This is a genomic window from Deltaproteobacteria bacterium, assembly GCA_013151915.1.
Lineage (GTDB): Bacteria > BMS3Abin14 > BMS3Abin14 > BMS3Abin14 > BMS3Abin14 > BMS3ABIN14.
On sequence record JAADHJ010000044.1, the window covers coordinates 56483 to 77187 of the forward strand.

The 20705-nt window shown below is 49.8% G+C and carries 21 protein-coding genes; 12 read left to right on the forward strand and 9 right to left on the reverse strand.

Going from position 1 to position 20705, the window contains the following annotated elements; all coding sequences use genetic code 11:
* The first annotated feature begins 145 nt into the window (after positions 1–145).
* The 3 genes from GXP52_08485 to GXP52_08495 are packed head-to-tail and all read left to right on the forward strand — an operon-like array spanning position 146 to position 2888.
* Positions 146–865, forward strand: a complete 720-nt coding sequence (locus GXP52_08485) for an ABC transporter ATP-binding protein (GenBank protein ID NOY87321.1) — start codon at positions 146–148, stop codon at positions 863–865.
* Positions 862–2175: an ABC transporter permease gene (locus tag GXP52_08490; GenBank protein ID NOY87322.1), complete on the forward strand. Its 1314-nt coding sequence runs from the start codon at positions 862–864 to the stop codon at positions 2173–2175. Before GXP52_08485 ends, GXP52_08490 begins: the two co-directional genes overlap by 4 nt.
* The gene (locus GXP52_08495; GenBank protein NOY87323.1) at positions 2172–2888 is read left to right on the forward strand and encodes a hypothetical protein; all 717 of its coding nucleotides are present in this window, start codon (positions 2172–2174) and stop codon (positions 2886–2888) included. The genes GXP52_08490 and GXP52_08495 overlap by 4 nt, the downstream gene beginning before the upstream one ends.
* Before the next feature lie 553 nt (positions 2889–3441).
* Here GXP52_08495 and GXP52_08500 read toward each other — a convergent pair.
* Positions 3442–3684, reverse strand: a complete 243-nt coding sequence (locus GXP52_08500; GenBank protein NOY87324.1) for a hypothetical protein — start codon at positions 3682–3684, stop codon at positions 3442–3444.
* 49 nt (positions 3685–3733) lie between these two features.
* Here GXP52_08500 and GXP52_08505 point away from each other — a divergent pair, with 49 nt between their 5' ends.
* The 8 genes from GXP52_08505 (at position 3734) to GXP52_08540 (ending at position 13213) form a co-directional block, all read left to right on the forward strand.
* Complete coding sequence (locus tag GXP52_08505; protein NOY87325.1) at positions 3734–4360, forward strand: DedA family protein; 627 nt, start codon at positions 3734–3736, stop codon at positions 4358–4360.
* Positions 4357–4962 (forward strand): undecaprenyl-diphosphatase, encoded by a 606-nt coding sequence (locus tag GXP52_08510; GenBank protein ID NOY87326.1) that lies wholly within the window; start codon positions 4357–4359, stop codon positions 4960–4962. Before GXP52_08505 ends, GXP52_08510 begins: the two co-directional genes overlap by 4 nt.
* Positions 4963–4967: 5 nt before the next feature.
* Entirely contained in the window at positions 4968–7022 is a 2055-nt protein-coding gene (locus GXP52_08515; GenBank protein ID NOY87327.1) for a phosphatase PAP2 family protein, read from the forward strand.
* A complete protein-coding gene (locus GXP52_08520; protein ID NOY87328.1) occupies positions 7022–7693 on the forward strand; it encodes a hypothetical protein in 672 nt (223 codons plus the stop codon). The genes GXP52_08515 and GXP52_08520 overlap by 1 nt, the downstream gene beginning before the upstream one ends.
* Positions 7693–8769, forward strand: a complete 1077-nt coding sequence (locus GXP52_08525) for a flippase-like domain-containing protein (GenBank protein ID NOY87329.1) — start codon at positions 7693–7695, stop codon at positions 8767–8769. The genes GXP52_08520 and GXP52_08525 overlap by 1 nt, the downstream gene beginning before the upstream one ends.
* Positions 8766–10976 (forward strand): glycosyltransferase, encoded by a 2211-nt coding sequence (locus tag GXP52_08530; GenBank protein ID NOY87330.1) that lies wholly within the window; start codon positions 8766–8768, stop codon positions 10974–10976. The genes GXP52_08525 and GXP52_08530 overlap by 4 nt, the downstream gene beginning before the upstream one ends.
* A 120-nt stretch (positions 10977–11096) precedes the next feature.
* On the forward strand, positions 11097–11780 hold the full coding sequence (locus GXP52_08535; protein NOY87331.1) for a response regulator transcription factor: 684 nt from the start codon (positions 11097–11099) through the stop codon (positions 11778–11780).
* Entirely contained in the window at positions 11777–13213 is a 1437-nt protein-coding gene (locus GXP52_08540; GenBank protein ID NOY87332.1) for a HAMP domain-containing histidine kinase, read from the forward strand. The genes GXP52_08535 and GXP52_08540 overlap by 4 nt, the downstream gene beginning before the upstream one ends.
* 23 nt (positions 13214–13236) lie before the next feature.
* Here the strand turns inward: GXP52_08540 and GXP52_08545 are convergent, their stop codons facing one another.
* From GXP52_08545 to GXP52_08555, 3 genes are all read right to left on the reverse strand, one after another.
* Entirely contained in the window at positions 13237–14226 is a 990-nt protein-coding gene (locus GXP52_08545; GenBank protein ID NOY87333.1) for a metallophosphoesterase, read from the reverse strand.
* Between the two features lie 23 nt (positions 14227–14249).
* Positions 14250–14846, reverse strand: a complete 597-nt coding sequence (locus GXP52_08550) for an NAD(P)H-dependent oxidoreductase (GenBank protein ID NOY87334.1) — start codon at positions 14844–14846, stop codon at positions 14250–14252.
* Positions 14847–14930: 84 nt separating this feature from the next.
* Positions 14931–15545, reverse strand: coding sequence for a LysE family transporter (locus GXP52_08555; GenBank protein NOY87335.1), 615 nt, complete (start codon positions 15543–15545; stop codon positions 14931–14933).
* 324 nt (positions 15546–15869) lie between these two features.
* Between GXP52_08555 and GXP52_08560 the strand changes: the two genes are divergently transcribed.
* On the forward strand, positions 15870–16601 hold the full coding sequence (locus tag GXP52_08560) for a FadR family transcriptional regulator (protein NOY87336.1): 732 nt from the start codon (positions 15870–15872) through the stop codon (positions 16599–16601).
* 205 nt (positions 16602–16806) lie between these two features.
* Here GXP52_08560 and GXP52_08565 read toward each other — a convergent pair whose 3' ends face one another.
* The 5 genes from GXP52_08565 to GXP52_08585 all read right to left on the reverse strand — a co-directional run bounded on the left by GXP52_08565 (position 16807) and on the right by GXP52_08585 (position 20573).
* Positions 16807–17802 (reverse strand): hypothetical protein, encoded by a 996-nt coding sequence (locus GXP52_08565; protein NOY87337.1) that lies wholly within the window; start codon positions 17800–17802, stop codon positions 16807–16809.
* A gap of 191 nt (positions 17803–17993) precedes the next feature.
* Positions 17994–18551: a cation-binding protein gene (locus tag GXP52_08570; GenBank protein NOY87338.1), complete on the reverse strand. Its 558-nt coding sequence runs from the start codon at positions 18549–18551 to the stop codon at positions 17994–17996.
* 2 nt (positions 18552–18553) lie between these two features.
* Complete coding sequence (locus GXP52_08575) at positions 18554–19009, reverse strand: iron-sulfur cluster-binding oxidoreductase (GenBank protein NOY87339.1); 456 nt, start codon at positions 19007–19009, stop codon at positions 18554–18556.
* Positions 19006–19251, reverse strand: coding sequence for a hypothetical protein (locus tag GXP52_08580; protein ID NOY87340.1), 246 nt, complete (start codon positions 19249–19251; stop codon positions 19006–19008). The genes GXP52_08575 and GXP52_08580 overlap by 4 nt, the downstream gene beginning before the upstream one ends.
* A 143-nt stretch (positions 19252–19394) precedes the next feature.
* A complete protein-coding gene (locus GXP52_08585) occupies positions 19395–20573 on the reverse strand; it encodes a pyridoxal phosphate-dependent aminotransferase (protein ID NOY87341.1) in 1179 nt (392 codons plus the stop codon).
* Between the last annotated feature and the right edge of the window lie 132 nt (positions 20574–20705).

The window sequence follows — 20705 nt, forward strand, 5'->3', positions numbered from 1 at the left end:
TGGTAATTTATATTGCCGTCAAATGGCCCGGGCAAGGCGTTGATTGTGATGATCATATGCTTTGCCGCCATAATCGTTACCGCACGTTTATGGTACCAGCGTTCCCTTGGACCATATATCCGGTGGTTTTTAACCGCGGATATATATGAGAGATATTATAAAGAGTAAAATGTTAAAAATTTGTAATATTACAAAAAGATATTTTAGAACCGTTGCGTTGAATAAGGTCAGTTTTGAAGTATCAGAAAAGTCTATTACGGGTATTATCGGCCCGAATGGAGCCGGTAAATCAACCCTTCTGGACATAATCTCAGGTTTTCAGAATCCTGATGAGGGTGAAATATATTTTAATGACAGGCCGCTCATGTTGTTTAAAGGGAAAAGAAAGATTCTTTCCTATATGCCGGAACACCTGGAAATCTACCCGGATTACTATGTTGATGACTTCATTCAATTTATCAATGCGGTGACAAAACATATCGATACGGATTTGATTGAGATACTTAATCTTGCGAAGGTAAAGAATAAAAAGATACGTTATCTGTCAAAAGGTTGTCATCAGAGATTAAAGCTCTTTTTTGCATTGTCCAATACCAAAAAAGTTATGGTACTTGACGAACCTTTTGATGGGTTTGACCCTATCCAACTGATTGAAATATTGGAGTATATTAAATCCGAAAACATAAAAGGTCGAACGTTCATCCTCTCCATACATCAGCTCTATGATGCAGAAAAAATATGTAACCACTACGTGTTGCTTAACGAAGGCAAGGTTGTGACTCAGGGAAGCATACAAACGCTGAAGCAGACATTCGGAGAGGATAATTCTTCATTAGAGCAAATCTTCATGAAGGCAATCCAATGAGGCCGTTTCTTATACTCAGTCTAAAAGAAATTAAGGATACGTTTTTCTCAAAAACAGCTTTATTGTTCCTGGTGCTTGTGAGTTTTATTGTTGGATACGGGTTTCTTGCGGCCGTTGGTTTATATAGTGAACAAAGCCTGGCTGCGGTTAACAATCTTTTGTATGCGAGGGGCTTTGAGCCGGTACCGGGCGTATTTGGACCAACTTACGGCGGCTTGTTTGTCCTTTTTTCCTTGTTTCTACCGTTTGTGATAATTCCGCTGGTAAGTCTTGAAAAAGAGCACAATACCTTATCCATTCTAACGCAACTCCCTTTCAGCTTTAAAGATATTCTTATAGCAAAAATAATAGCTGCCTTTCTATTCTTGTTGTTTGTCCTGATGTTAACATTTCCGTGTATTATTTTGTGGAGAATATATGGTGGGCATATCCCGTTTAACGAGTTATTCCTGTTGATATCAGGGTATCTGCTTTATGGCATGTTTGTCGTATCGGTATCATTTTTTTCGGCATCTCTGTTCGACAGTACGGCGAATGCTTCAATCTTTTCAATATTCTTAATCATATCATCATGGGTAATCGATTTCGGTAGAAATATGAACATGTCGCCGTTTCAATCCTCTATTTCAGGGTGGACGGTCACCCGGGTCCTAAAGTATTTTGAAAACGGTATTCTCTCTTTTACAGCCGTCATGTATTTTATTCTAATCTGCTCTGTCTTTTTTGTCTTGGCCTATATCTTTTTAAGGTTTGATTTAAGGGGTAAGTGGAAATCAATATCCTTGGCAGTTATTCTATTCCTGTTTGCCATGTTTATTATTTCTCACATTACGCTTAACGTTGACATGACAGAAAGTCATAGAAACTCATTTTCCTCCAACATTTCAAAATCGCTGAAAAAGGTTCCTAACCTTGAAATCGACGTATATATGGGAAAAGGAGATTCCAGATTTGAAGATTATCAAAGGAGCTTTCTGAAAAAGCTGGATCTGGTAAGAAATGATGTGAAAGTTAAGATGATGACGGGTAACGAACTCAAGAAGAACTATGGGTTGTTTGTTTACAAAGTCAATGGAAAGTCCGAGAAAACATACTCTAACAGTGAACAGGAAATATTCCCGATAATATTTAAACTTGCCGGGATAAGTGTCGGTCATGGGAATGAGGAAGCCAGGTTTCCCGGACACCCACTTGTTGTGAAAGAAAAATTGTCAATTATTCAGTACACATATTATTTGCTGATTCCCATGGGAATGATATTGGCGTTTGTAGTTAAAAACTTTAAATTCAGAAGGAGGTTTAAAAAATGATGAGAACAAAAACGCCGCTGTTAGTTATAGTTCTTTTTTTATTTTTAGCACCAGGGGTTGTCTTTGCCGGAAAAACCATTAGCGTTAATTTTGACAATGAGGTCGTTGGTGCACCGTCGAAATCCTTTAGCTCGTTTGTGGGGACCTGGTACATAGACAAGGATGGCAACAAGATGGTCTATGCGGTTGATGGCAGAAAGTGGGCGAGGGGAACGATGTCTGCCGGAATTGCGGATAAGGCAAAGGCGTTATATGGACAACGGTATGCTGAATTCTTAGATAGTCTTGCGGCATACAAGTATTTCCCTCTGACTATTTATCAAGGAATTAAGAGTTTCAGCAGTGGAACGATATCCGTAAAATTTAAGGCAATTAGTGGGCGAATTGATCGGGCGGCTGGTATTGCCTTTAATATTAAACCAAACGGTGATTATCTGGTTATAAGAGCCAATCCAGCAGAAAATAACATAGTAGCTTTCAAAATGGAGAGAGGTTACCGCTCCGTTGTGCAATGGATACGAAATGTTCCTATAAGGTCAAGAAAATGGTACACCTTAAAAGTCGTTGTCAAGGATGATAGGGCCGAGGGTTATCTGAACAACAAACGATATATTAGTTTTAAATTTAAGAAGAAGATAGATGGCAAGATTGGTTTATGGTCAAAATCTGATTCTTATGTTTTTTTCGATAACTTTACTGCTCAATCGAACTGATTGAGATTGCTCCGTCGCTTCGCTTTCCACAGTGGCATACGGGTGAAGCTTGCCTAATGCTGCTCGCCAGTCCTACTCTACTATCTTATCCACCAGAAAATAGTGCCTCAATTCCAGACATCCTGTTGGTTAACATAAGACACCGGCCGGCTCCGCTCCCTCCTCCAACCCGAGAAGGAATTCCGCAAGAAATTCGATTAGAGGTCTTCACGTTCATGCTCTCTTCATGATAGTAATTTATATTGCCGTCAAATAGTCCGGGCAAGGCGTTGATTATTTTGCCGTTGGCCATTCGTTACGGCCACATGCCTTTTGCTCCAGCTCGGGTGCTGGATCAATTTCTGGTGAATGGATGAGCGCGATAAGATCCAGGTGAATAACGAGAAGGTAATCGGAGAACTCTTCAACAGGAGCGGAAATGCAGATAATTAGCCACAGCGTATGCAAATGGTTTGAGCAGGCCACCGGTGTAACCACCTTTTTCCATCGTTTGATTCGCACTATTACACAGGCGTTTAAGGACTCCCGTTTTATGCTTCACACTATCGGCAAGTTAAGACGTTTCCGGCTGGTTCATCTCCGAAAGGAATATGTTCAGCGCCAACTTCTTGTCCGTAAAGGCGATTGCCGTCAATGCGGTGCCTGCTGCAACCTGCTCTTCACCTGTCCGATGCTGACAAAACAGGGGAGATGTTTTGTCTACGGTTCCTGCCGTCCGCAGGCCTGCAAGGTTTTCCCGATAGATCAGCGGGATATAGATGAAGTAAAACTTTGCGCCGGTCAGTGCGGGTACCATTTCAACAACGGATATTCCGAAAACACCGCTTACGAAAAGGAAGTTTGATATGTTTCACCAGCTCGTTGTTTGGCTGGCTGATACTGTCGGCCAATGGGGGTATCCTGGAATCGTGATGCTCATGGCCCTCGAATCTTCATTTTTCCCGTTTCCCAGCGAAGTGGTGATCCCTCCGGCAGCCTATCTTGCCTTCACCGGGAAAATGAACATCGGGATGGTCATTCTTTGCGGCACACTGGGAAGCCTTTTAGGGGCTGTTTTCAACTATTGGCTTGCCCTGAAATTTGGAAGACCATTTTTTGAAAAATATGGTCGCTATCTACTGATCAGGCCCCGGTCGCTGGAAAAATCGGACCGTTTTTTTGAGCGCCACGGGCATATCAGCATCTTTATCGGCCGCCTGCTGCCGGGCATTCGCCAGTATATTTCGCTTCCGGCAGGGCTGGCCCGGATGAACATCTTCGCTTTTTGTGCAGCCACCGTTCTTGGCGCAGGGGTATGGGTATTGGTACTGGCGGCCATAGGCTACTGGTTCGGCCGCAACGAGCAACTGGTTTTGCAGAACCTGCATTGGATTACCCTGGCCATAGTAATCGGGTGCGGTATTCTGGTGACCTTCTACCGGCGTAGATGGAAGGACCGTTTATCCCAGGCACAACAATGGGATGAAGGATGACAACGAATCTGAATGTTCAAATTTTTCAGTGGATTCATGCCGGGGCCGGGGATCATCTGATTGTGGATGGGTTTGCCGTCTTTTTTGCCGAAGGCGGTCCCTATCTGCTGGCGGCCCTGTTTGTCGTTCTCTGGTTCTTTGTGGATAAAAACAGAAAAACCGCTCTGCTCGAAGCAACCGAGGCCGCCATCGTCGGCCTGGGCATTAACCAGTTGATAGGTCTGTTCTACTTTCACCCGCGGCCTTACATGGTCGGACTTTGCACACCGCTCTTTCCGCATGGCCCGGAAACCTCTTTCCCCAGTGATCATGCCACTTTGATGTTTGCCGCCGCGTTCTATCTGCTAATGGCCCGGCGTTGGACCACTTGCGGCATTGTGCTTCTGGTTGTCGCAACCCTGACCGCATGGGGACGGGTGTACAGCGGTATGCATTTTCCCTTTGACATGGCCGGTAGCCTGGTTGTCGGGTTGGCGAGCGCCGGGTTGATTCACTGGCTTGCAGGACGTCTTAAGCCTTTAAATATGAAACTGATCCGAGTCAGCCACCAATTGATGGACCGTGTCGTCCGGTCGCTAAGCCATGGGACGAGGAGACGGTAACCCCTGTGCTTTATATAAAAGCATTACTGGTTTTCATCACCCATCACCCCGCCCTCGCCTACGGGGGAATTTTCCTGATCTCCCTGTCTGAATCCCTGGCGCTGGTCGGTTTGATTGTTCCCGGCACGGTTATCATGTTCGGCGTGGGTGCGATTGTGGCCACAGGCAGCCTTGGGCTGAAGCCCGTCCTGTTGCTGGCCGCCACCGGAGCCATCGCCGGGGATGGTATCAGCTACTGGCTGGGTCACCACTACCAGGAAAAGCTGCGGCGGATCTGGCCTTTTTCCCGCTATCACGGCATGCTGCAAAATGGAGAGGCCTTTTTTCATCGGCATGGCGGCAAAAGCGTCCTGTTTGGTCGTTTTGTCGGCCCGGTGCGTCCGGTAATCCCGATTGTGGCCGGAATGCTGGGCATGAGTCCGCTGCATTTTGGCGTCGTCAACGTGTTGTCGGCCATCGGCTGGGCCTTCGTCTATATTCTGCCGGGAGTCTTTTTCGGGACCTCGCTGGCAGTGGCCGGAGCGGTCAGCACTCGGCTGGCCGTGCTCATTTTCATTCTCCTCGCTGCCATGTGGGGCTTCATTTGGCTCAGCCGTAAGCTGGTAGTACTGGTCGGACATCGAGGGCCGATCTGGCTTGCCGCACTGAAAGACTGGGCCGCCGCGGACACGCCTGTTCATGGGGTGATGCTTCCCGTAAAACGGCTCCTCCTTTATCTATTCCTCCGTCAGCAAGGAGAGGAGTTATTTTTCGGATTTTTGGTCTTGATGCTTTTTGTCGCAGGATGGGGATTTCTCGGTGTTTTGCAGGATGTTCTGGCCAAAGATCCGCTGGTGATCGCGGATCAGGCGGTTTATCATTTTTTTCAATCTCTGCGAACCCCATGGGGGGATCATATACTGGTAGCCGTCACGGAGCTCGGCGATTCGTTTGTAAATATTTGCATATCCGGTGCGGTGTTGCTCGTTCTTCTTCTCAAACGCCGCTACCGCACCGCTGGATATTGGGTGTTGACCATACTCGGTGGTTTATTGGGCGTTCAATTGCTGAAATGGTTGATCCATTTGCCACGGCCCGTGGCTCTCTACCATGGGACCTCGGCCTATGGATTTCCCAGCGGCCATACAACCATGAGCGTTATCCTTTATGGCTTCCTCGCTATTTTAATTGCCAGGGGTCTTTCCAGCACTCTGCGCTGGGGGTTATTTGTCAGCGTCTTTGTGGTCTCTTTTGTTGTCGCGATCTCCCGCCTTTACCTGGGCGCCCACTGGCTTTCCGATGTCCTGGGCGGATTCTTCATCGGCACAAGCTGGGTCGCCCTGCTTGGAATCGCCTACCTGAAAAGACCAAGTGAAGGCGTACCCCGGCGTTTGCTGGGGCTTGTGACCGTACTCGTCATCGTGATCGCCGGTAGCTGGCATGTGAGCCGGCGTCACGAAAAGGATCTTGCGTTTTACGCTCCCCGATACAACGTACAATCCATGCCGCTCGCGACATGGTTGGCCGATGGCTGGCGCGAACTTCCCGCCTGGCGGATTGACATGAAGGGCGAATGGGAACAACCTCTCACCATCCAGTGGGCCGGACCGCCCGATGAACTGGCCCAATATCTGTTAACCAGGGGATGGCAGCGCCCGCCGTCGTTGAACTTGAAAAATTTTTTGGGGATGTTTTCTCCGGACACGCCGATTGAGAAGTTGCCTGTTCTGCCGCATCTTCACAATGGCCGGGTTGACCGCCTGCGCCTTGCTCACCGGGGAAAGAATAAGCGCTGGGTGCTGCGTCTTTGGCCTGCGGATGCAAGGATCACCGGAAACAATGTCCCCCTTTTCGTGGGAACGATAGAGACGCAGCATCGCCGTCACCTGACCGGATTGATCACCGCGGCACAGGACACGGGCGAGTATGACGGCTCCCTGGTCGCACTGGAGAATGAGCTCCATGATAGATTCGCTATGAAGCTGGTCAACAGGAGGAGCAGTGGATATCAAGTCGACCGGGAACATCTCAGGGTGCACTGGCGGGGCAGGGTGTTGCTGCTATGGGGAAACGCAGAGTGATGATTAAATTCAAAGGCTGGATGTTATCCTGGGTCCTGCGTTTACAACGCATGACCTGGCGGGTTCATATTGAAGGCCGTGAGAACCTGGACCGGTTGTACGCTGATGAGAAGCGTTTTCTACTTTGCTTTTGGCACGGAAAATACGTGCCGATATTTCCCCTGCTGGAGGGCTGCAAAGCGTGTGTTGTCAGCAGCCGCTCAGTGCGGGGAAGCGTTATCGCTGAAATCGGCAGAAACTTCGGTTATCAGAGCACTCAGATGCCGGATCGTCCAAGCCGTGATTCCCTTAGACTTATGAGGGAAGTTCTGTCCGAGGCCCGTGCATGGGGAATTGCGGTGGATGGCCCGCTGGGTCCACGTGGCCGGGTAAAGAGCGGCGTGATACGGATGGCGTCGGCGCTTGAATTTGACCTTTTGCCGGTTTCTTTGGATAGCCGCCGAAAAATGGTGTTTAACAGGCGATGGGACCGGATGGAGATTCCTCTGCCCTTCACAACGGTATGCCTGGTCTTTGGTGAGCCCATCAAGGTGCCGCCTGAACTTCGTTTCGGACAGGTTAAAAACCTGGCGGACAAGCTTGCCGAAGCCATTTCGCAGCTGGACGCGAAGACCGAAAACATGGTCCGTGAGAACCTGCCGCAAAAAGAATGTCTCAAGGATTTTCATTGATGATGAAGATGTTTCGTCCCATGTCACACCATGTGCCCGTGCATGTCTCCAGGCGTGTCCTGGCTTATTTCGGGCTGGCTGGGCTGTTTTTCCTGCTGTCTTTCACCTCCATCTATTTTGTTCACCGAATCTTTTCAGGGGGGCAGTTAAGGATAGACCCCCACCTGCTTTCGGTTCGCATCATCGGTGGCTTGGTAGTTCTGTTGATTCTGTATTTCCTGGCCGACGGTTTGCGGTTGTATTGCGTCATCCGGGCGATGGGGTTCCACATCCCATTTGCGTATATCGTCAAACTCGTCTTCGTCAACATATTCGTTTCAAACGTCACGCCCCTTGCCACCGGAGGCGGTGTGGTCCAGGTCTATTTTATGAAGCAAAAAGGAATGCCCGTTGGGGAAGCGACGGCGGCCACATCGATCAGAACCATACTGGCCGCCCTGATACTTTTCACGCTCACACCCATCATCATTTGGGCCGAACCGAATTTGTTTGGTATGTTTTTACACAGAAGCTTGCTTTATGGCATCGCCGGATTTTCATGTCTTTACCTCGCGGTTTTTTGGGTCATCCTTTTCCGGATCAGGGTAATCAAGCGCTGGCTGTTTCGGGTATTGGTGTTGTTCAACATCCTCAAAATTATATCACGGCGGCGGTTCAGATCCTTTTTTCTGAAAATTTCTCATGAATTGGACCTGTTTTCAAATGGGTTCAAACGGTATTTCAGATACAGCCCGGGCTGGGCCGCACTGTCTTGTGTGTGCACGGGTCTTTTTTTGCTTCTGCTGTTTTCTTTTTCCGTCGTTCTGATCAGGGCGTTGGGGTACCAGGTGCCGTTGTTGACGGTGCTGTCCTTTCAGGTGGTGGTGACCTTTTTCATGTACTTTGCCCCGACGCCGGGGGCCGCAGGGGTCGCCGAAGGCGGGTATGGGCTTTTGTTCGCCCAACTGGTGCAAAAACAGGACATTACGCTGTTGACTCTGTCCTGGCGATTTTTGACCATCTATGTCGGGGTGCTGATCGGTATTGTCATTATCTACAGAGAAATTTTTAACTGCGGAAAGGCAGCTCGGCAATGAACCGCAAAAAGAAACTGAAGCTGCTCCTGGCCTGTATTCTGGTGTTTATGGCCATTCTCGTTGGATACAAGGTTTATCTCTTTATTTATGAAGCGGATTACGAAGCGCTCAACGCCGACCATATTGACCAGATCGAGACCCGCCTCCACGGTAAAGACACCTTCAAATTCGCTGTTGTCGGTAATATCAGGAATTCCATACAGATTTTCGATGAACGCATCATGCCCATGATCAGGGCTAAGGGTGTGGATTTTATCATCTCTGCCGGAAACGCCGTTTACGACGGTGCAGAGGACAAATACCGGTTGCTGTACCGCGGATTGCAGAAACTGGGCATCCCGTACGTGTTGGCCGCCGGGCATAACGAGGTCGAAGATTTCGGGGCGAGTAAATTTTATCGGCATTTCGGGCCGTATTTCTTTTCTTTCCATCTTAAAAACGCCTATTTCATTTTCCTTGATTCAACCGGGCAAACGTCGTGGAAATGGCAAATGCAATGGTTGCAGCAGGAATTGATGATGGCCGGAAAATACCCATACCGGTTTGTGGTTTTGAGCCATTCTCTATTTCCTTTGCCGGGTTTTGATCCAGATGATACCAGATATGTTCTGGAAAAAAACCTCAGCCGGAACCTGCAGAGCCTGTTTTCCCGGTACCGGGTGACGGCGGTTTTTTCGGCCGGCTATCCCACTTACAATGAAACCGTTGTACAAGGGGTCCGGTATTTCGTATCGGGCGGCGGCGGCGGATTGCTCCTCGGACAGGGAAAAGACCGTTACCAGTTTGTAAAAGTTGATGTGGGGCCGAATAAGGTGACCTGTGAAAACGTGGCCGCCCCCCGCCGGCTAGGTACGTTACGCTATCAGTTGGAAACGCTGGGGCTCTTCCTGCACTCCTTTTTTTACATCAGCCTGTTTAACTTTCTGGCGACCCTGGGTGTTATCAGCCTCATCGCCCTGAAGGTATACTCGCTGATTATTCGCCAGGAGCATTTGTACCGCGATTTCAGTATTGATGAAGATGCGCTCTCGAAATCGCCGCTTCGTGTGGCCATGTTCACCAACAATTACCTTCCGTTTATCGGTGGGGTGCCCCTTTCCATTGATCGGCTTCATCGGGGGCTCGTTCATCTGAATGCGGCGGTGAAGGTTTTCGCGCCGACCTATCCGCAACAATGGCCGGACCCCGCGGACGGCAGCGTCTTCCGATGCCCTGCACTTTTTTATGCCCATTTGAACAACTCTCCAGTTGCCAATATCTTTTCCCGAAAAATTGACGTGGTTTTTAAAACTTTTGGCTGCGACCTGGTTCATGTCCACCATCCTTTCTGGCTTGGCCAGAAAGGAATGCGGCTTGCCAAGAAATGCGGCATACCGGTGGTTTTCACCTACCACACCCGGCTGGAACGCTATACGAGCTACATCCCTCTGCCGGGTACGGTTCTAAAAAACCTTGCCGCCCATTTCCTGATCAAGCACTTCGCCAACAAGTGCGATGCCATTATCACACCCACATCCTCCACAGAGGAATACCTGAGGAACCTTGGTGTCAGCGCCCTGATCGAAACAATTCCCACCGGTATCAACATCGGGGATTATAGGCTCTGGTCTCCGCAACAGGTTCAGGCTCTGCGAAGTCAATATGCCGCCTCAGGCGAGCGTCTTTTGATCAGCGTTTCACGAATGGCAGAAGAAAAAAACCTCGATTTTTTAATCGACGGGCTGGCGAAAGTGAAAGATCGGACCCACACGCCGTTTAAATGCCTACTGGTGGGAGACGGTCCGGAAAAGGGACGACTTGAGAAGAAGGTAGCCGGGCTCGGCATGGATGACCGGGTTGTTTTTACCGGGAATCTGGCGCCGCATGAGGTTGTCCGGTGTTATCTGGCCGCCGACCTTTTCGTGTTTGCCTCGACCTCCGAGACTCAGGGAATGGTTTTGCTGGAAGCCATGGCCGGTGGCTGTCCGGTAGTGGCGGTGCGAGCCAGCGGGGTCTACGACGTGGTCAAAGACGGCTACAATGGATTCAAGGTGCCGGAAAGCACCGAGAGCTGGGCCGAAGCGGTTGCAAATCTTTTAGAGGACGACCAACGGTTATCGGTCTTGTCTGAGAACAGTCTGGCATTTGCCGAGGACTATTCCATGGAAAAAATCACGGAAAAGGTCTTAAGACTTTATCGGCGGGTAGTTGTCCTCGCTCAATCATAAAACGGTTAATATCGCATGTTAACCTGAGCCAGTCGAAGGGTACAGCTCCAGGTACTTATTTGCGGGATGAACCATAAAACATATTTTTACAGCAGGAACAATTTGTTGGGTGGCGGTGCAATGAGAATATTGATCGTCGATGATGAGCAGTCCTTATTAGATCAACTCAAGCGCGCACTTGAAGGCCAGCGCTACATGGTTGAGACCGCACCGGATGGCGAAGAGGCTTTGGACAAGCTGTTTGATACCCCGTTCGATTTGATCATTCTGGATATCATGTTGGCGAAACGGGACGGGCTATCTGTCCTGCAGGAAATTCGACAGGCCGGCATAATCACGCCCGTTCTCATGCTGACCGCCAGGGGGGAAGTCGGCGACAGGATCAAGGGGCTTGATCTGGGCGCTGACGACTATCTGGCCAAACCATTTTCGCTGGATGAGTTGCTGGCGCGCATCCGTGCCCTGTTCAGGCGATCCGGCAGCCAGGCTGATTCGGTGCTGCAGGTCCGGGACCTGCAGCTCGATACCGTAAGCCGCGAAGTGACCAAAGGAGGCGAACCCGTGGAACTGACCGCCAGGGAGTTCTCCATTCTGGAATTTCTTTTCTACAACAAGAACAGGGCCGTGTCGCGTTTCAGCCTGGCTGAACATGTTTGGGGAGACGCATTTGATCCCTTCAGCATGTCGAATTTCATGGATGTCCATATTAAAAACCTGCGGCGTAAGATTGGGGATTCCGGCCCTGGCATCATCATCCGGACCATTCGTGGTGTAGGGTATATTATCAAGGATGAAGCAGAATGACCGTTCGTCAAAAAATTTCCCTGTTGATTACAGCAGCCGGTTTTTTATCCAGTCTGGTATTTTCCTGCATCATATTGTGGGAAACGCTCGAACAGCCATTTAGAATTATTGATTCTGAGCTGGAAACCGCCGCCCAACGGGCTGTCGGTATTGTTTTAAAAAATGAGAAAAAGAGCTGGGAAAAGGGGTATTCGATTCAGGATAACCCTTTGTTTGTCGGCGATGATCGCTATTGGCTGAAGATTTACGATCAGAACACCGGTCGGCCGGTTTACCGGTCTCATTTGGCTACACTGATAGACATCCCGGAACCGGCACCAGGCTCCAGTGCTACTGTCAGCGTCATCATCCCCCCGGAAAAAATCCATTTAGAGCAGGATCGTCAGAACGAGGTGACCTTCCGGGTCAAGGGTTCCAAAATTGTACTTGATGGGAGGACGTTTCTGGTTTATGTAGGCCGTCCCATGGAAAAACTTGAAGAAGAAACATGGGATATCATAATTGGAGTCGTCAGCGGGCTTGCGTTTTCAGTGCTGCTGCTGATGGCTATCAGCTATTTTGTTGCCGGGTTTATCCTGAAACCCGTCAGGATCATAAACGACCAGGCCCGGGATATCACGGAAAAACACCTGCACCGGCGGATACCGGTAACCGGTGACCGTGATGAATTCAACGCGTTGGCGCAAACCCTCAACCAGGTCTTTGACCGGCTGCAGCATGCCTTCTTACGGCAAAAGAGGCTGCTTGCCGATGCGTCCCACGAATTGAAAACCCCACTGACCATGATGCGGTTGGCGCTGGATGAAATACGCTCAGCCCACGGCGAACATCCACCTGGCCTGCAAGCGGAAAACCTTGCGTGGCTGACTGAGCAAGTGCTGCGCATGGAGCAGCTCGTGAAAAATCTTTTGGATCTGTCATCGCTTGAAATCGAAGGCACCACAACAGAAGATCCGGTAGATGTGGTCAAAATGTTGGAATCATTGATAGCTGATTATTGTTTTTTGGCTGATACGCGCAATATTCAAATAAACGCCCGTCTTCCTGAGCAACTTATCGTGAAAGGAAATGCGGCAAAGTTGAACCGCGCATTTTCCAATATTCTGGACAATGCCGTCAAATATAACGTGAATGGCGGCCGGGTTGAAGTGGTCGGCGACCAATCCGCTGCTGAACTGACGATAATCGTAACCAACACGGGCCCGGGCGTTGCCGAGGCTGAAATCCATAAGGTCTTTGAACAGTTTTATCGGGTCGAAAAGTCCAGGTCGCTTCAGCACGGCGGTTCCGGCTTGGGACTGGCAATCGTGAAGAGAATTGTCGAACTTCACGGCGGAAGAGTAAAATTGGAGAGCGAACAAGGGGCCTGGACCCGGGTAACGGTCTGTCTGCCCTGGGACCGGGAGACGGTCAAGGGCGGAAGTGTCGGGTAATTACCATCCCTGTTCATTCTTTGCTATATTAATTTCCTTCTGCTTAAAAAAAGCAATATTAAAAGATACATACATCCTGTTATGATTATTATATCAATAAAATGGACCACAATAAATGCATAAATAAATATCCAAGCATCATGAATCAATCTGTCGATTAATTCAAAGTCAGGGCTTTTTAATTTTTTAACTTCATATTTAATTCCTTCTTGAGATATATTGACTTTCATATAATGGTAAAAATAATGGGATGGGTCAGTTCCGGCTAATTCACCTCCAGCTCCTCCTGTGATAGTAAAAGGTGTATTCTTCCAATATCCTTTGTAATATCCATGAATGTGCGAGCAAAATAACATTGAAACATGATATTTATCAAAAATATCATTTAACTGTCCTGCAAATGTCAAATCTTTCAAGCTGTGACCTTCTTCGTTTTCTCCTTGGCGTGGATCATATAATGGGACATGCATAAATACAAAGCGGTATTTATACGATTGTGCTTTTTGCAACTCGTTTTCTAACCAATCCAACTGCCATAAATCCAATCTTTCTTCATTTGCATCATCAAGGATGATGAAGTATGATTCACCAACCTTGAAGGAATAATAGAATCTTCCAAACATTGGATAGTAATTAGCTCTTCCATCTTCGCGTAATTCATGATTGCCAATCGCTGTAAGGAAAGGTTTATCGGCTTTTTTAATCTGATTTATAAAAAATCTGAATTTTTCCTTTTCTCCGTCCTCGACTAAGTCTCCGATGTCGATGGCAAATATTATATCATCATGATTTAATTTGTTTATCAATTCATCAAATGTTGTTATTGAATTCTTATTGTCGCCGAACACGGCAAAGCTATATGTATCGTTTGTTTTATCAATTTTTTTAATTTCATGATAATTCCAATCATTAACTTCAGGGAAGGTAAATATTGAATATAGTTTTATTGTTACTGAGAATATTAAAATCAATATTACAGCATAGCTTATATATTTATTAAAATATTTTTTCATTTATTCATTTCATTTATCATTGTTTAGTCCTTTGGATAAAACTTTGATACAGTATCTCCAACCTCTTCAAGCCATCGGCTCCGTTGTTCAATTGTGCTTATTATAACCATTTTAAACATCTTTCGATGGAATCGTGTAACTCCGCAAAGACCAAATATGCAATTCTTCCATATAGTTTCTAAAGGATCACCAAAAACCTTCTCCTCTCTTTCAGGTAAAGTATTGGATGTATTGAATACAATAGCTGATTGTGCTTTCAATAATCCTTTTGGTACCCCTTCGCCCTCGTCGCCTTCTTGAAATTCGTATGCAACTCCAGGACGAATTACTCTATCCATCCATCCTTTCAAGATTGCGGGCGGCTGACCCCACCAGTTTGGATGAACTATTATAATTCCATCAGAATCTTTCAATTCATTACAATACTTCTCTATATACGGATGAATATCTGCATCTCTTTCCATCTCATTTGCAGGAAGAATTGGATCAAAACTTTCTTCATATAAATCATGAAAAAATATATGATGGCCTTGCGATATAAGTGTCCTTAATGCAATATCGGCAATTGCGTGATTGAAGCTATTGCTGTCTGGATGCGCAAGTATTATTGATAATTTCATCTTGTTTATCTCTAATCAATATTTACGAATCTCTCTTCGCACCGTGCAGCAGTATCCCGCGTCCGCTGCATTTGCCTTGTTCGATCACCTCGATGCAACTGCCACTTTTATCCCAAAACCAATAAACAGCCATCCGCACACCTTCCGTGTGATTGACTGAATCGTGTGACTTTCTTGAAATGCCACGCCAACTCTGGATGAGACATGGCTGAGAATGCAGAGATATGTGAAGCTGATCGCCATGAAAACAAAGGTCATGCCGACATATGGAACAAGTAGTCCACCTTGAGCAGATTGAATAAATACCGGAAAAAACGCCATAAAGAAAAATACGGCTTTGGGATTGAGCAGCGTAATCGTGAGAGCTCTCCGCAAAGACAAAGCAGAATCCTGAGGAACCACTGACTTGTTTTTCCGATTGGCGAAGATTGACTGCAAGCCGAGAAAAATCAGATAGCCGGCACCAATCAGGCGAACAGCGTGAAAAAGTGATGGGTGTGTCATGAAAAGCGCAGAAATGCCGAGTAGAGAGAGCATGATCAAACATGTGTCACCGAGCATGATGCCGAACATGGCCATGCGTCCTGCTCTCGCACCTACAGATCCGGCTGTCTTAGCCACGAAAACAGAGCCGGGACCGGGCGCAAGCACAACGGCTAACGAAGCAACGGTAAATCCTATCCAGTCAACATTTGTCATGTTTGTCTTCCTGATTGAACTGGTTATTCTACACAAAATCTCCGTTTGCCGGGGACGGACCACCTCCACAGCCACACATTATAACGTCCAGTGCCGGGTTATCAAGCGGAACATGAAGAATCAGCTGATGATGAAGCTGTCGTACGATGGCGGTTTGTGTCTGATGGAACTGCTGCGAGGATCTCGACCATGAATATTTTTCAATTTTTCTCCTTGATTTCCTTCCCATTCGCTACTAAATAATTATTGAGGGCCTACTGGTGGGGCACCTTTGGCCATGCCCTGTGTCAGCCTTTAAGCGGAAAGCCTGGGGTGGAATATTCCATGATGTTCAAGCCGATCAAAAAGACGAGGGTGTACGAGGAGATTGTCGCAAAAGTGACCGAGATGATTAACAATGGCATTCTCAAGGAGGGTGACCAGCTTCCGGGGGAGCGGGAGTTGGCGGAGACGTTCAGCGTAAGCAGATCGTCCCTTAGGGAAGCTCTCCGAACACTTGAGAGCCAGGGGTTTCTGGAAAGCCGGCAGGGAAACGGGACATACGTGGCCAGCCAGCCCGTCGAGCTGTTGGTGAAACCCTTTGCCTCTGTAATCCTTTCTGAAAAGGGTGCGCAGAGTGAACTGTTCGAGATGCGGCGGTTAATAGAACCTCAGGTCGCCTATCTGGCTGCCGAACGGGCCACATCTGAAGAGATTGACCAGATGGAAAAAATCCTTGCCGATCAGGAATCGCAGGTTGCCGGGGGAGGGACAGGCACGGATGTTGATAAGGCGTTTCATTACGCGTTGGCTGAGGCGACAAAAAACAGGATTCTTCTGCGTATGATGGACGCCGCCATGGAGTTTTTCAGCGAGAGCCGTGATAACTACCTGCAGATAAAGGGAAGGCCGGAAAAATCCCTTGTTCGCCACAAAGAGATGCTCAACGCCATTAAAGCGGGGGAGAAGAAGCTCGCGGCCGGTATAATGCGTGAGCACCTCGAGGATATCGAGAGCAGTCTGTTTGAGGTAAAAGACAGGAAAATCTCGGCGAAGTCCGTCGGTAAAAGCAACTGATCCAGACCTTTCCATCTTGTCCCCATGCCGCCCCCGGGTCGCGCCCCCCAGGTCACCCGGTACGCCGGGTCCATTATCCAAGGTAGGCGCCAATATCCTCTTTTCGAGTAGCCCCGCAGTTAATAAAGAACGGTCATTCCCATCTTAGGGGGAATAACCGTTCTTTCAAGGGTACTTTTTTTACCTGTCGAAAATCGATCCGGTGTTACTGAATGATGTAAGGCATTCCCCAGGCAGTGGAGTTGTAGGGCGCTTCAAGCTGGGCGAAGGTTGCCGAGTCGATGACGTCCACGGCCGCGAAATGCCGTCCCTTGCACGGTCCTATTGTGTAGGTCCGGCTGTAAATCCCGTCTCCCGCGGTTATGTCTCCATTGGTCCCGTCATCGAACATCACGTCTCTTATTCTTTTCCCAAAGAGCCCGGGTCCCGGGCGGTGAAGAAAGACGAACTGCGCCGGGTTGAAACCGGAGGTGGATGAATTTTCCACCTGGACCTCCACCAACACCTCTTCGCCGGTGGAAAATGTGGGAATTTCCCCCGGGACCTCGAAGAGATTATCGGGGGCGTCGGTTTCCCACACTGTCTCTCCGTTAACCGATGCGCCGAGCCATGTTATCTCGACGGTCTGCTGGTCCATGTTGGTCAGGTTAATATCCACAGGGGAGATTTCCGTTAATTTCCAACCTGCGGGCGTCCTGGCGAATTGAGCATGACGCACAGCTGTGTCCTCGAAGGGCTTGCCCCATAGAACCAGGGTGCCGCCGACATCATCGGCGATAAAGAAGGTCCCCTCGAGGAAGTGGGTGACCGATACGGAGGCCGTGTCGCCGACGATTGAGATGTCGATATCTTTTTGCACCAGGTTGACATCCCCCCTCCACCAGAAACGCGGCAGGCTGGCCGCTGTCCCTTCCTCGGCGGAGAGGGATTGAAGGGATACCACCCCGGTATAAGGAACTGCCTGGGCCTGGGATGCGGCTTCCTCATCTTCGCTGGTGTCCGTAAGATCGGTCCCGAAGAGCCCCGATGATTCCATCTCACCGACAATCGCCGCCTGATCGGCCGACATGGGCTGAGTCGATTCGGCCGTGCCGCCGCATCCCGCCGCCAGGAGGCCCAGGAGGCCCAGGAGGGAAATTGACGCCAGTGTCAGAGACACACACGGTCTTTTGCCATGGAAAACCGCCTTGATACCATCCATCTTTTTCTCCTTTCCCTTTTTGACAACTTTTTTTTCGCGCAGGGTTCTGAACATGAAGACACGCGTGAAAGGAAAAGGTTTAAAAGTAAATTCCCGTTGGATCGTTTCAGGAGGGTCATGGCCCTTGATAATATGCCATGCGAAAGGATATGTACCTGATTGCGGCCGGGTTGTTATGGGACCCGTCGTTTTCAGCCTGTGGTACGCTCTTCGTAGCGTTCCACCATCTGCCGGTAACGGCTCACGAAATCGGCAGGCACCGACCCTTCAGCCCGGCGGTAGGCGGTCAGTATCCCCGGCCGCATGTCTTCGGGGAGAATCCGCTCGGAGAGCGGGTAGAGTATGTTGTCCTCCTTGTTGATATGATCGCGCAGCAGGGCTGCGTAGCCTCGGGCATTCTCGAGGATTGCCGTCTCCTGCCCTTTATTTCCAGCCAGCGCCTTTGTGGCTGCCTGTTCCAGACCCCGGACGAAGGCGCGTCCCTGGTCGTGCTCCATGAGCATCGCAGCTACCGGTGAATTATCTTCCGGCATGCCGTTTTCGACCAGGGCGGTGAAGAGTGTGTCCTCCTCCTTGGCGTGGTGAAATTGGTCGGCGTAGTGACGGATGAAGTCCACCGCGTAGAGAAAAAACTGCCAGTCGGCAAAACGTCTCCGCTCCAGAAGTTCACAGTTCTTTTCAAGCAGGGCGATCATACGCAGAATCAGCCGGTGTTCTTCCACCAGCACCTTTGTCACATCTGTTTTCACGGTCAGTTCCTCAACTCACCGTCCACGCCGACGATTACAACCTCCAGGGGGACATCCTTTCCCGAGGCGGAGATCGCCTGCTGGACTACGGCCGCCAATCCACGACAGCAGGGGACTTCCATGATCGGCACCGTGACCGAACGGATGTTGTTCTGCTGGAACATGGCGGTCAGTTTCTCGATGTAGGGGCCGCAGTCGTCAAGTTTGGGGCAGGCGTTGACCAGTACCCGTCCCTTTATGAATTCGCGGTGGAAGTCGGCGTAGGCGAAAGGGACGCAGTCGGCGGCGACCAGCAGATCGGCATCCTGGAGCCAGGGCGCGGTGGGCGGTACCAGGGTCAGTTGGGTCGGCCACTGGCGCAGCTCGGACTGAAGGACGCCGGTTTCCGGTTGTTCGGTTTCGGGACGGTCGATGGTGCGCAGGTTGGAACCCGGGCATCCACAGGGCAGATCACTCATAATGTACCTCCTGAAGCGGCGGATGGTTGTCGATTTTCGAGATAGTCATTGATTTGCTTTTCGATTTTCGCTTCGATCCCCTCGCCGAGGGCGTGGATGGAAACCACGTCCTTGAGCAGACAGATGCCGACGCCGCATTCGACACAGCCGATCTCGTAGCCGTTGAGAATCTCCCCGATGCGGGGATAATTCTTGACCACGTTCTGTATCTGTTCTTCGCCGAGATTGTTCGCAAGCTTCATCGTCTATCTCCTTATTGTTGTCTACAGCATAGCCGTACCGTGTCAGGGCGAACATGACATAGGTCAAAAACTTGAGGAAAAAATTTGGTTTTTGGGGGTATCAGGGAGCCTCGATGCGCTGATAAAAGAGGTTAGATGCCGACTTACACGTCCGCGAACGCCCTCGCCAGCCGGTCCAGGGCTTCGTCGAGCATGGATCGGGGGCATGCGAAATTAAGGCGCATGTGGTTCTCGCCCCCCGGTCCGAAGGTGGGGCCGTGGTTGAGGGCCAGGCGGGCGTCTTGCTGCACGCGGCGGACGATCTCGTTCATGGGAAGGCCGATGTTCGAAAAATCCAACCAGGACAGGTAGGTACCCTCAAGGGGCATGCAGGTCACCCCCGGCATAAGGTTTTCCACGACCTCTTCCACGCGGTCCCGGTTGTCCCGCAGGTAGGCGAGCAGTTCCTCGAGCCATGGTTCCCCGTGGGTATAGGCCGCCATGGCCGCCATGGGGCCGAAGCTGTTGGGTCCGTGGACCCCGCAGCGCGCCATCTGTCCAAGAAATCTCCGGCGCAGACCGACGTTGGGAATAATCACATTGCCGGTCATGGTTCCCGCCAGGTTGAAAGTCTTGGAGGCTGAGGTGCAGGTGATGACGTGTTGGGCCACATCCGGGCCCAGGGAAGCCAGTACTGTGTGGGTGTGTCCCTCGTAAACCAGGTCGTTGTGGATCTCGTCGGAAACTATAAGAATGTCCCTGGAGAGACAGAACTCGACCAGCCTTTCCAGCTCGTCCGGTTTCCACACCCTGCCGCCCGGGTTGTGCGGGCTGCACAGGATGAGCATCCGGGTTCTGCGGTCAACCTGCGTTCCCAGGGTATCGAGATCCATTTCATAGCGGCCGCGGATCTTGACCAGGCGGTTGTCAAGTACCTCGCAGCCGTTGCCGGTCACGACTGTAAAGAAGGGATAATAAACCGGTGTCTGGAGAACCACCTTATCCCCCGGTCGGCAGAATGTCTGCACCAGCAGGTTAACCGCCATAACGGTGCCGTGGGTGGTCAGGATCCATTCGGGGTTGATGTCCCAGTTGTGCCTTCGGGTCATCCATTCCACAATGGCCTCATGGTAGGCGCCGAAATCTCCGGGGTAGCCGTGGATGCCGTGGTCGGCAGAGATTCTTATGGCGTCATTCACCTCGGGCGGCGGGAGGAACTCCATGTCCGCAACCCACATGGCGATTCCGTCCTCGGGTGAGACCCCGTAGCGATGTTCCATCCCGTCCCACTTCTCGCAGTGGGTACTTCGCCTGTCAATGAATGTGTCGAAATCGTAGCCCATAGAGGCCTTCTACTTGAGGATCGGCCAAAATGCAAGACGTCACCAGAACTATGATTCCCACAGTCATGTTCGCGGAGGCCGTCAGGATAGGGGCGGCCGGCTCTCCTTGCGTTCAGAGTCCGTTTTTACGCA

Bases quoted from the DNA above. Each gene is read 5' to 3' on its own strand.
- GXP52_08520 (NOY87328.1), top strand. From the start codon at position 7,022: ATGATTAAATTCAAAGGCTGGATGTTATCCTGGGTCCTGCGTTTACAA.
- GXP52_08535 (NOY87331.1), top strand. From the start codon at position 11,097: ATGAGAATATTGATCGTCGATGATGAGCAGTCCTTATTAGATCAACTC.
- GXP52_08575 (NOY87339.1), bottom strand. From the start codon at position 19,009: ATGAGTGATCTGCCCTGTGGATGCCCGGGTTCCAACCTGCGCACCATC.
- GXP52_08510 (NOY87326.1), top strand. From the start codon at position 4,357: ATGACAACGAATCTGAATGTTCAAATTTTTCAGTGGATTCATGCCGGG.
- GXP52_08485 (NOY87321.1), top strand. From the start codon at position 146: ATGAGAGATATTATAAAGAGTAAAATGTTAAAAATTTGTAATATTACA.
- GXP52_08580 (NOY87340.1), bottom strand. From the start codon at position 19,251: ATGAAGCTTGCGAACAATCTCGGCGAAGAACAGATACAGAACGTGGTC.
- GXP52_08530 (NOY87330.1), top strand. From the start codon at position 8,766: ATGAACCGCAAAAAGAAACTGAAGCTGCTCCTGGCCTGTATTCTGGTG.
- GXP52_08545 (NOY87333.1), bottom strand. From the start codon at position 14,226: ATGAAAAAATATTTTAATAAATATATAAGCTATGCTGTAATATTGATT.
- GXP52_08585 (NOY87341.1), bottom strand. From the start codon at position 20,573: ATGGGCTACGATTTCGACACATTCATTGACAGGCGAAGTACCCACTGC.
- GXP52_08500 (NOY87324.1), bottom strand. From the start codon at position 3,684: ATGGTACCCGCACTGACCGGCGCAAAGTTTTACTTCATCTATATCCCG.
- GXP52_08550 (NOY87334.1), bottom strand. From the start codon at position 14,846: ATGAAATTATCAATAATACTTGCGCATCCAGACAGCAATAGCTTCAAT.
- GXP52_08540 (NOY87332.1), top strand. From the start codon at position 11,777: ATGACCGTTCGTCAAAAAATTTCCCTGTTGATTACAGCAGCCGGTTTT.
- GXP52_08490 (NOY87322.1), top strand. From the start codon at position 862: ATGAGGCCGTTTCTTATACTCAGTCTAAAAGAAATTAAGGATACGTTT.
- GXP52_08560 (NOY87336.1), top strand. From the start codon at position 15,870: ATGATGTTCAAGCCGATCAAAAAGACGAGGGTGTACGAGGAGATTGTC.
- GXP52_08495 (NOY87323.1), top strand. From the start codon at position 2,172: ATGATGAGAACAAAAACGCCGCTGTTAGTTATAGTTCTTTTTTTATTT.
- GXP52_08555 (NOY87335.1), bottom strand. From the start codon at position 15,545: ATGACAAATGTTGACTGGATAGGATTTACCGTTGCTTCGTTAGCCGTT.
- GXP52_08565 (NOY87337.1), bottom strand. From the start codon at position 17,802: ATGGATGGTATCAAGGCGGTTTTCCATGGCAAAAGACCGTGTGTGTCT.
- GXP52_08505 (NOY87325.1), top strand. From the start codon at position 3,734: ATGTTTCACCAGCTCGTTGTTTGGCTGGCTGATACTGTCGGCCAATGG.
- GXP52_08525 (NOY87329.1), top strand. From the start codon at position 7,693: ATGATGAAGATGTTTCGTCCCATGTCACACCATGTGCCCGTGCATGTC.